The sequence below is a fragment of the Streptomyces recifensis genome (assembly GCF_002154615.1).
Taxonomy (GTDB): Bacteria; Actinomycetota; Actinomycetes; order Streptomycetales; family Streptomycetaceae; genus Streptomyces; species Streptomyces griseoluteus.
The window spans coordinates 1-9,791 of record NZ_MUNH01000283.1; the positions used below are offsets into that span (position 1 = coordinate 1).

Below are 9,791 nucleotides of genomic sequence, written 5' to 3' on the forward strand. Positions count from 1 at the left end.
TCCCGCGTCTGCGCAGGTAGGCGCGGTTGTCGCGGGAGTCGTACGCCTTGTCAGCCCGGACCCGGTCGGGACGCTTGCGCGGCCTGCCGAGCCCCAGCCTCGGGACCCGGATGGCTTGCAGGACCCCTTTGCACTGCGGGGAATCGCCCCGCTGCCCGGCCGTGACCACGACGGACAAGGGCTTCTGCCCCTGCTCGACCGCGAGGTGACTCTTGCTGGTCAGTCCGCCGGGGGATCGTCCGAGTGCGTGGTCGGCCGGCTCGACGAAGACGCCGCCGGGCGGTTCCTTCTGGAGGTCCCCCTTTTCGCCGCTCCGGCGGCGTGCTGGTGGGCCCGGCACACGGTGGAGTCGACGTTTACGTCCCAGGTGATCAGGCCCTTGGCGTCGGCCTCGGCCTGGAGCTGGGTGAGGATCCTCGCCCAGGTACCGTCCCGCTGCCAGCGCCGGAACAGGTCGTAGACCCGGTCCCACGGCCCATAGCGTTCCGGAACGTCGCGCCAGGGCGCGCCGGTCCGGGTCCGCCACCGTATGCCGTCTATCAGCTGCCGCCGCGTCCACACCTGCGGACGACCCGGCCTGATGCCCAGCGGCATCAGCGGCTCCAGCCTGGCCCACTGCCCGTTCGTCAGATCCCCACGTCCCACAGGACGTGATCATCGACAAACAAGATCCACTTTCGCAACAGGCCCTAGGAGCCACGTGGCGGAGATGGCCAGCTGAGTTAGCTAGTAGACCCGACCGCCTGAGTCACAGATCTGACACAATGACAATTTGTTGTTCACTTAACCAACACATCTCCCTCACACTGGCTGAGTCGCGCAACGGACTTGGGGGACACCGATGGCGTACAGCCCGAACCCGTACATCAACTCGCCGATCACTCCGGCTCGACCCCGAATGTTTGGGTCAAGAGTCGCCCAGGTGATCTGGACGCTTGTGCCTTTGGTTAGTTTCAGTCTGCTCGCCGCGGTGCCGTTCGTCGTAGCCGCCGTTAAGGGTGTCATCAAGCCCTGGCTGGCCGCCGTCTATGTTGTGGTCGAGGTGGGCGTATTGGTCTTCTCCACCGCCGTGTCCGGCAACGACCCGAAGAACTGGGCCGGTCTCTTGCTCGTTTTGCTAATGCTCGTTGCAACGACGCACACCGCATTGCTCGACAACGAGAAGATCCGCGTGGGTAAGTAGCCACCCGAGGCGCGTGGTAAGGGGGCCGCGTCGGTGCGTCCCTCTTCACGGCTCGTTCTCCATCGGCGGCGCATCGCGCTGGCCCCTGGAGGGTGGCGCCGCTGCGGAGGTCGAGCGGCCTGCGTCACCGTCCCGTAGCTGCTGTAGGTCCTTCGCCTCAAGGTTCGGGCGACCCGGTTGATCCTCGAACTGCCTTCTTGCGTCTGCGTGTCGATGTACCTGAACACAATGGGGCGGACACGCCGATCTGGCGCCGTCAGAGCAGCTTGTAGTGGCCCGCTCGTGTCCCAGTCTGCCACCTCACGCTATTTCGAAAACGGGCGAGCCGTCGCGCTTCAGTCACGGCCTGTTCCCCGTATGTCTGTCCATCAAAAACCGAGCCACATGGCGCCTTGAGAGTCACAAGGGAACATGACGTGGAAGAAAAAACTGGGGCCATCCCGGAGATGCCGCCCGTACCGCCTGTGCCGCCGGCGACACCGGAGCGCACCCGCAGGCGCACGGTGATCGCGATGATCGTTGGGGCCGTGATCGTCGCGGCTGTCTCCTCCGGGATCACCGCACTGCTCGTCTCCGGTTCCAGCCGGGAGTCGGCGGGTCCCCGCCCAACGTCTGCCGCGTCGTCGCCGGCGGCGCCCGTCGAAGACCCCGCCGACGTGGCCGCAGAGGCCCAGGAGAGCTACAACGACAGCCCCACGTCGAAGGACTTCGAGCTGACCCTCAAGACCACTGAGAAGCAGTGTTTCGGCAGCGCCGGGTGCAATATCACGGTGGAACCCCACTTGTCGTACCTCAGCGTGACGTCACTGGACCCCGAAAAGACTCTCTCCATCACCTATGAGGTCCGTGGTGACGAGAGTGGGCCCGTCATCGAGACGATGGAGCTGACCGATCAAGATCAGCTCACATACGACCCGGTCTCGATCACAACTCCTGGCCGTCTGACGAAGGTGACCGCCAAGATCACCGATGTCACCGTGTCTTCGCTGAGTTAGTGCGTCCCGCGCGATCAGTTGTCCACCAGCGTCACGAAGGGCTCGGCCCTGGGCCTGCCGACTCGATTCCCATTTCGGATGGCGGGCAGCCTGGTGGGCGCGCGCCCAACGCTCGGGGGCACCCTTGGGCGCCGATAGGGCCCGATCGTTAACGGGGACTGCAGGCTGCCGGAGATCTGCCCGAGCGGCCGGATGTCGGCTGACGGAGCTCCCGAAACTTCGACACGTATTCGACACGGCCACCCGCCAGAACCCGGTGACAGCCGGACGGCCCCGGAGTCTTCCTGCGATCGTCGGGGGAGAGGACGGGGCCTCGTCATGACCACTGCAACCCCGCCTGACCAGCAAAAAGCCCTCCCCGGAGGGACGGCTGGAAGACGCGCCCCCGGCAGGACTCGAACCTGCGGCCAAGCGCTTAGAAGGCGCCTGGTTGGTCGATGGGCACCACCCCTGACCGGTCCGTGAGGGAGCTGTGCCCCTTCAACCTCGACGGTCGGCGCTCGCGCGGCGCACCCTCAGCTGTCTGTGTCCAAGTAGTCCTCTAGGCCTGCTCGTCGTCACCCGGTTCGTCGCAGTCGAGGACACCATCCGAAGTCGAGCCCCCCACGACGTGGGCCGACGCCGTGCTGATCCGTAGGCATCCGTCCGTGCCGAACAGGTGGACCAGCTGGGACAGGTGGGCGCGAGCCATGCTGCGCGTGGGGGTCCCGTCGGTCACCTGTGTCCCTCCAGTTCCGCCCACACGACCTTCCCCCAGCGCCGCTCGTCCGTGCCCCAGTTCGTGGCGAGCGTCATCACGAGGAAGAGCCCGCGCCCGTCTTCCGCGTCAGCCGTGGTCGGGCTTGGCTCGGGCCGGTCATGGGAGAAGTCCGCCACAGCAACGCGGACCGTGCGCGGTGCCCGGCGTTCCACCATCACGCGGATCGAGTTGCGCCGGGCGTGCCGTACGGCGTTGGCCACCAGTTCGGAGACGATCAGGAGAGTGTCGTCCGTCAGGTCGTTCAGCTCCCAGGCGGAGAGGGCGGCACGCACCAAACGACGGGCGGTCCTGGCGCTTTCGGGGACGCGCGGCAGCGTCTCGCTGTAACCGGGGTGCCCGGTCGGACGAGGCCGCGTGGTGGGTTGCGACATGTTCCGAGCATGGATGTCACCGAATCTGTGGCCAATCACCGGCCGTTCTACTTCCGTTCCACTTTCGTCCCGCCGTCCGCACCCGTTCTGCTTCGATGGTGGTGGAAGGGAGTGACGTGTGGCGACCGTGCACCACTGGACCGGCCTGGAGACCAGGGCGCTCCGTCTCGCCCTGCGTCTGAGCGTGCGGGCCTTCGCCGAGCACCTCGGCGTCGCCGTCGCTACCGTCTCGAAGTGGGAGAGCAAGCGCGCCGGAACCGCGCCCAGACCCGATACCCAGGCCATGCTCGACACCGCTCTGGGACGCGCGGACGTCTCCGTCCACGTGCGCTTCGAGACGCTCCTGTCCGAGATGGCCGGCCCGGCGCGGCATCTTGCACAGCCCGCCGCCGGCACCGGCCCCCGGCTCTGGGAGTACGAGTCGTGGGCCGAGGACCTGGACCGCGTCGGCGTCGCGCTCTCCCGTCAGAAGTTCGCCTTCGCCGACACTCTGCTCAACCGTTGGCTGGTCCGTTTCCAGGCCCGGGAACTGGACGACAAGGGCCTGTACCTCTTCGCCCGCTCGACCGCGCTGCTCGGTGACTTGAAACGCGACCAGGGCTGCTTACTCGGCCCGCTGTCCGCACAGCATTCCTACGCCGGGGCTCGCGCGGTCTTCGTCCAGCTCGGCATCCCTCGGCGGATCGCGCAGCTGGACCTCTCCCTCGCCGTGATCACGGAGATGTCCGGCAAGCTGGAGACCGCCGCCCGCCACTACGAGACCCTCGCCGTCGACGACCGGCTCTCCCGCAGAGACCGCGCCAGGGCTCGCCTGTGGGTGGGTACGGCGCTGAGCAAGAACGGTCGGCATGACTACGCGACCCACGTCATGCGGGCCGCGATCCGCGACTTCGAGGATCTCACCGAGCCCGACGACTGGTCGGTGGCCCACCAGAAGGTCGCTCTGGCCCGCCGTGGCGCCGGCGACCTGGACCAAGCTCTGCACTTCATCGACGTCGCCCGTGGCAGTGGCAACACCGACTCGCCGATGGAGCGCGTCCGGCTGGACACCGCCCACGGTCACATCCTGCTCTCCGACACCGCGACCCGCGATGATGGGCTCCGCGTCCTCGATCAGGCCACTCACACGGCCGCGCGGTACGGACTCGTGCACCAGTTGCGCAGCATCGAGGGCGTCAGGGCCATGAGCGAGGGGCCGGCCGGCCCCCTGCGACGGTGACAGGGAGAGAGCCGTGAGCGACAACCAGCAGACCATCACCGAGGACCAGTGGCACCGGGCTGCGCGGATCTGGGACTACCACCAGCTGCACCACCAGCCGCGCCCCGTCGACGTGGCGATCGGCCTGGGCAGTCACGACCTCGGCGTCGCCACCCACGCCGCCAAGCTGTACCGCGCCGGGCTGTTCCCCGCTCTCGTCTTCACCGGAGGCAACAGCCCCACCACCATCAGGGTGTTCCCGCGCGGCGAGGCCGTCCACTTCCGCGAGCACGCCCTCGGCCTCGGGGTCCCCGCCGGAGCGATCCTGCTGGAACCGAACGCCGGCAACACCGGGCAGAACATCACCCTCTCCCGCGAGGTCCTGGCCGCCGCCGGCATCACCCCGACCATGGTGATGCTCATCTGCAAGCCCTACATGGAACGCCGGTCATACGCGACCGCCCGCAAGCTGTGGCCCGGCGTCGAATTCCTCTGCGCGTCGGAGCCCCTGGAGTTCGACGACTACCTGAAGTCCATCGGCGACGAAAAGCTCGTCCTGGACATGCTCGTCGGCGACCTCCAGCGGATCATCGAGTACCCAAAGCTCGGCTTCGCCATCGAACAGGAGGTCCCCGAAGACGTGCGGGACGCCTACGAATCCCTCGTCCGGGACGGTTTCACAACCCGTCTCATCGCTTCCTGACCTGCCCGAGCTGACCTGACCTCACGCACCAGCGGGCGGCCCCGTTCAGCTTGGTTGCGAAGACGCTGTCCTCGCCGAGCCTGCAACAGCCCGATAGCCCGCCGGAACCGGGGTTTCGGCGGGCCATCGGAGAGGGAGAGCTTTGGACTCAGCCCGAAAAGATCAGCACAGGCAGGGATCCGTGGTCCAGCCCAGGCCGGTCACGTCTTCGTCCCGCAGCGCACCGGAGTATGCCTGCACCTCGTCCACGTCGCCGTGGAGGTACTCGCCCCAGCCGTCACCGGCTTTGCCCCGGCCGATCTGGAGGGCCCCGGTGCTGTGCCAGCCGTTGGGGAGGGTCGCGGTCGCCTCGTCGTTCGTATACCCGTCGAGGTAGAGCTTGATCGTGTCGGTCCCGTCGTCGTAGACCACGGCGAGTCGATGACCCTGTCCCTCGCCGCCGTCCGCGCCCGTGATCTGGGACACCACCCTCTCGGGGGCTCCGGCCTCGTCCTTCTCCGGCATGACCAGTTGCCAGCTGTACGTGGACGGCTCGTAGCGCACCTTGAACGCGTCGGTGTGCTCGCCGGCCTGTGAGAGCACTGTCATCGGGTGGGTCGGCTCGGAGTCCGCGAGGCGAACGACGACGCCGATGGTGAAGCTGTCCCCGGTGTCCACGACGGGCCCGTCGGCAGCGGCGTACCCGGTCTCGCCGTCCAGGCGCAGATGCCCGTCGCCGGCGAGCGGCGGCGGTACGTAGGTGCAGTCGGGGTCGAGGTCGGGGATGCAGGAATTGTCGGAGCCGCGATAGATCGACGCTCCTGTGCTGAGCCGCAGCGGGGCGCCGTCCGACTGCTCGGGACTCACACCGTCCGCCGCGTTCTCCAGCGACCAGTGGCCGAGCAGCTTCGGCTTGCGCCCTCCCAGTTCGGCTGCCTCACCCGGCACCACGACCCGGTCGTGGACCTGTACATCACCGATGTCACCGTGCCACCGGTCACGGTAGCCGGTCGTCCCGCGGGCACGTCCGATCTGGAACGGGCCGGCCGTCGCGGCGGGCTTCGCCTCTGCCGCGGTGCCGACCTCATGGCCGTTGACGTACAGCTGCGCACGACCTGTCTCCGCGTCGTACAGCCCCAGCAGATGGGCCCACTCGCCGGTCTCCGGCGCGCCACCGGACACCCGCGCGCCCGCGATCGCGAACGACCAGACGGGGCCGGGGTCATGGCTGCGAAGCCCGAGGCTGAAGCCGGGCTTCCCGTCCGCGTCCTGACTGGCGCCGGTCATGTTCCGGCCGGTCTCGGCGGGCCGCACCCAGGCGCTCACGGCGAAGGTCTTGCTGATGTCGGTGGCCGGCGCGTCAGGGGTGAGAAAGCCGTGGCCGCTGCCGTCAAGGCTGACGGTGGCGGTGGCTCCGGTACCCGCGGGCGCGGGGCCGCCAAAGGTCACGCCGGTGCCGGCACGTGCCGCGGTGCCCGCCTCGGCGGAGGCCGAACGGGAGCCTGCCGGGTCGTCCAGCTTCCAGCGGGCGACAGGGGCATGCCCGGCCTTCACGTTGAAGTGGTAGGACGATTCGCCGCTGCTCCGGCCCGACCGGTCGATCGCGCGGACCGTCAGCGACTTGGGCCCTGAAGTGAGCGGCAGGTACGGAATGGTCGCAGCTGCGCCTGGCCGCTCCGCGGAGACGGTCCCGTAAGGACCTCCCATGAAGCCGTACGTGTACGACACCACGTCGTCGGAAGGAGAATCCATGGTGAAGTGGCCGTAGACGCCCACCCCGTCCACCCAGAACACCTTGTCCGGATTGGGGTACTCGGGGGAGCTGATGGTCGCCTTCTCGGGGTTCACGTCGTCGTACACGAACGAGCAGACCGAGCCGTCGCCCTCATCGCTCCACGCGGAGGTCGCCTTGCCGTCGTTCGCGCGGACATGCCAGGAGACGACCGTGTCAGCCGGGATGTCGGCCGGCATTGTCCAGTAGAAACGCGACCCCGACGAAAAGATGCCAGTGCTGTAGGTGCGGCGCTGCTCCGCTCCTGCTGCGTCCGTCCACCACGCTTCGAACTCGCCGCTGAGCGGGCTGAATTCGCTGGGCTGGTTGTCCTCCTCGGGGTCGTACAACATCGCGCTGAGCCTCGGCGACTGCGGCACGTACGGGGTGTCGTCGCCCGTGGCGCAGGCCTTGCTCTGCGTCTGGAGGTCCAGGACGAGCGGCTGCTTCGGCGGCAGGTTGTCCACCGCATGTGCCGTACCGGCGGCCGCGACCAGCAGCGCGGCAGCGCAGCTCCCCACCACCATCCGTCTGCGTCTGCCTGTCCTTCCGAACATGGTCAAGTGGCCCTCCCCTGTGGATCTTTGACGCTTGTGGATCACACGCGCCGCATGAAGCTAACAGAGGCCGCTGACATCGCCGAACAGGGTTTTCCCTTCACTTGTGGGCGGGGGCTGATACACCCCGGCGCCCCCGAAAGCACCCGGCCCGACACCGGGCACGTTCACATTTGCCGAAGTTCTGGAGACAGCCCTGATCGGCCGACCACGATGTCCGGCCGGAGTACTAGGAGCTGACGGGTAACTCCCGCGCCCGTTGACGAGCCTTGGCCCGTAGCCCCTGCAAGCGGCCTGTGGAACGCGTTGTGGCGGTTCTGATCGAGGTTCAGCGGGAGGTCGAGTCGGGAGATGAGCTGCGACTCTCAGGTCTGCTCGTCGTTGCCCGGTTCGTCGCTCTTGGAGGCAATATCCGGAGCCAAGCTGCTTGTGTCATAGACAGAGTGCGTGCTGATCCGCAGGCAGCCGTCCGTACCGAACATGTCGATCAACTGCGACAAGTGGGCTCGGGCCGCGCTGCGCCTGGGGGACTCGCTGATACTCACCCGCGCTCCTCCAGCTCCGCCCACACGACCTTCCCCCACCGCCGTTCGTCCGTGCCCCAGGTCCTTGCGAGGGAGGTGACGAGGAGAAGGCCGCGTCCGTCCTCGTCATCGTGCTTCGGAGTGCGCGCTTCGGGCATCGTGCGGGAGAAGTCCGCGACGGCTACACGGACCGTGCGCGGGGCAGTGCGTTCCACCATCATGCGGATGGATTCCCGGCGGGAGTGCCGCACGGCGTTGGCGACCAACTCCGAGACGACCAAGGCGGCGTCGTCGACCAAGGTGTCCAGTCCCCATGCCGTCAGTGCGATGCGTACGAGGCGCCGCGCGCCGGCCGCGCTCTCGCCGCTGCGTGGCAACGTTTCGCTGTAACCAGGGTGTCCAGTCTCGCGAGCCCGCGTTGTAGGTTGCGGCATGTCGGTCTGCTTTCTCAGATCGGCCAAGCTCCGGGGCCGTTCGCGCGGTCGCCGGAGCGCTCTGCGTTCAGGTAACCGGGGAGTGAGACCGGGCGGAGGAGCCAACCAGGGGGCCAGGGAGGGGCCACACTGCATTCAGAAGGGGGCGGTATGAGCAACACCAACGAGCGGCGACGGGAATTCGGCGCCTATCTCGCCAGACTGCGGCGGCACTCCGGGCGGTCTCAAGCTCAGTTGGCCGCCGCATTATGCGCTGCGTCGGGAACACACTCCATCACCCGCAACGAAGTCTCACGGTGGGAGCGGGGCGCCCGAGTCCCGGACACGTGGCTGCCGTTCCTCGGGGTCGTCTTCGACGTGCCGCTCAGGGAACTGGAACAGGCTGCCGCCTACGCGCGGGGCGACACCCTCGCCACCCTTCCAGGGGTTGCGGCCACGTTGGCCGACCTACTGCCTGACGGTGATGTCCTGGAGCCCTTGGCCGCCCCCTGCGGGCGGCGGATCGGCGCCACTACCGTGGACGGCCTGGCGGCTCGCGTACATGGCCTGCGGCTCGCCGACGACGTGCTGTCCGGCGGCGACCTCATCGCCCCCGCCTTCCGGGAACTGCGCGCGGCCATCCGGCTGTACCGCGAGTCCGAGCACTCCGAGGACACGGGCCGCGGCCTGCTCGCGCAGATCGGGGAGCTGGGACAGATCGCCGGGTGGATCGCCTCGGACGCAGGCCGGGGTGCGGAGGCGGAGCGGGCGTACCGGCTCGGCATTTCCGCGGCGTGGCAAGCCGGAGACGGGGTGCTCGTGGCGCAGCTCGCCAGCAGTCTCGGTTACCACCTGTCGAACAACGGACGGGAGCGCGAGGGCCTGGACCTGACGCGGGCGGCCGTGGCAGAGGCCGGACCGGACGCCCCCGCCGTCACACGCGCCCTGTTCCTCGACCGCTTGGCATGGGCGCACACCCACGCCGGGGAGGCCCAGCCGGCCCTCCGCGCACTCGGTGAAGCGCACGCCGCCGTGGACACCGCGGACGGGCCTCCGGCGCCGTCATGGGCGTACTGGGTGAGCCGCGAAGAACTGGAGATCATGGACGCGCGCGTGTTCACCGAGCTGCGCCGGCCCCTGCGCGCGGTGCCTCTCCTCCAGGACGTGCTGGGCCGGTACGACGCCACCCACGCCAGGGAAGTAGCGCTGTACCGATCATGGCTGGCCGTGGCACTGGCCGACGCGAACGAGCCAGAGCAGGCCGCCGAAGAGGCCCGGCAAGTCATCCACACCTCAGGAGACCTGTCCTCGGAGCGCACGGCCGCGCGGGCCCGCGC

The 9,791-nt window shown here is 68.3% G+C and carries 10 protein-coding genes and 1 pseudogene; 5 read left to right on the plus strand and 6 right to left on the minus strand.

Going from position 1 to position 9,791, the window contains the following annotated elements:
• Both CCN33_RS33825 and CCN33_RS16545 read right to left on the minus strand, forming a co-directional pair.
• Positions 1-169: pseudogene (locus tag CCN33_RS33825) on the minus strand (IS5 family transposase); the annotation flags it as partial.
• Between the two features lie 50 nt (positions 170-219).
• The gene (locus tag CCN33_RS16545) at positions 220-645 is read right to left on the minus strand and encodes an IS5 family transposase (RefSeq protein WP_425275849.1); all 426 of its coding nucleotides are present in this window, start codon (positions 643-645) and stop codon (positions 220-222) included.
• Between the two features lie 277 nt (positions 646-922).
• Here CCN33_RS16545 and CCN33_RS16550 point away from each other — a divergent pair, with 277 nt between their 5' ends.
• Together CCN33_RS16550 and CCN33_RS16555 are read left to right on the plus strand one after the other, a co-directional pair.
• Positions 923-1,183 carry a hypothetical protein gene (locus tag CCN33_RS16550; RefSeq protein WP_244173829.1) on the plus strand — a complete coding sequence of 87 codons (261 nt, stop codon included), beginning with the start codon at positions 923-925 and terminating at the stop codon, positions 1,181-1,183.
• A gap of 416 nt (positions 1,184-1,599) precedes the next feature.
• Entirely contained in the window at positions 1,600-2,178 is a 579-nt protein-coding gene (locus CCN33_RS16555; protein WP_140394568.1) for a hypothetical protein, read from the plus strand.
• A gap of 714 nt (positions 2,179-2,892) precedes the next feature.
• Here CCN33_RS16555 and CCN33_RS16560 read toward each other — a convergent pair.
• The gene (locus tag CCN33_RS16560) at positions 2,893-3,309 is read right to left on the minus strand and encodes an ATP-binding protein (protein WP_086694376.1); all 417 of its coding nucleotides are present in this window, start codon (positions 3,307-3,309) and stop codon (positions 2,893-2,895) included.
• Positions 3,310-3,427: 118 nt separating this feature from the next.
• On the opposite strand from CCN33_RS16560, the gene CCN33_RS16565 reads away from it, so the two are divergent.
• Both CCN33_RS16565 and CCN33_RS16570 read left to right on the plus strand, forming a co-directional pair.
• Positions 3,428-4,528 carry a helix-turn-helix domain-containing protein gene (locus CCN33_RS16565; RefSeq protein WP_086694371.1) on the plus strand — a complete coding sequence of 367 codons (1,101 nt, stop codon included), beginning with the start codon at positions 3,428-3,430 and terminating at the stop codon, positions 4,526-4,528.
• A gap of 13 nt (positions 4,529-4,541) precedes the next feature.
• The gene (locus CCN33_RS16570) at positions 4,542-5,210 is read left to right on the plus strand and encodes a YdcF family protein (protein ID WP_086694372.1); all 669 of its coding nucleotides are present in this window, start codon (positions 4,542-4,544) and stop codon (positions 5,208-5,210) included.
• A 162-nt stretch (positions 5,211-5,372) separates the two neighbouring features.
• Here the strand turns inward: CCN33_RS16570 and CCN33_RS16575 are convergent, their stop codons facing one another.
• From CCN33_RS16575 to CCN33_RS16585, 3 genes are all read right to left on the minus strand, one after another.
• Positions 5,373-7,517, minus strand: coding sequence for a LamG domain-containing protein (locus tag CCN33_RS16575; RefSeq protein WP_244173830.1), 2,145 nt, complete (start codon positions 7,515-7,517; stop codon positions 5,373-5,375).
• Between the two features lie 365 nt (positions 7,518-7,882).
• Positions 7,883-8,062: a hypothetical protein gene (locus CCN33_RS16580; RefSeq protein WP_086694373.1), complete on the minus strand. Its 180-nt coding sequence runs from the start codon at positions 8,060-8,062 to the stop codon at positions 7,883-7,885.
• Entirely contained in the window at positions 8,059-8,475 is a 417-nt protein-coding gene (locus tag CCN33_RS16585) for an ATP-binding protein (RefSeq protein ID WP_086694374.1), read from the minus strand. Before CCN33_RS16585 ends, CCN33_RS16580 begins: the two co-directional genes overlap by 4 nt.
• 150 nt (positions 8,476-8,625) lie before the next feature.
• On the opposite strand from CCN33_RS16585, the gene CCN33_RS16590 reads away from it, so the two are divergent.
• Positions 8,626-9,791 (plus strand): NsdA family TPR-like regulatory protein (locus CCN33_RS16590; protein ID WP_086694375.1); only part of this gene is annotated, 1,166 nt, incomplete at its 3' end.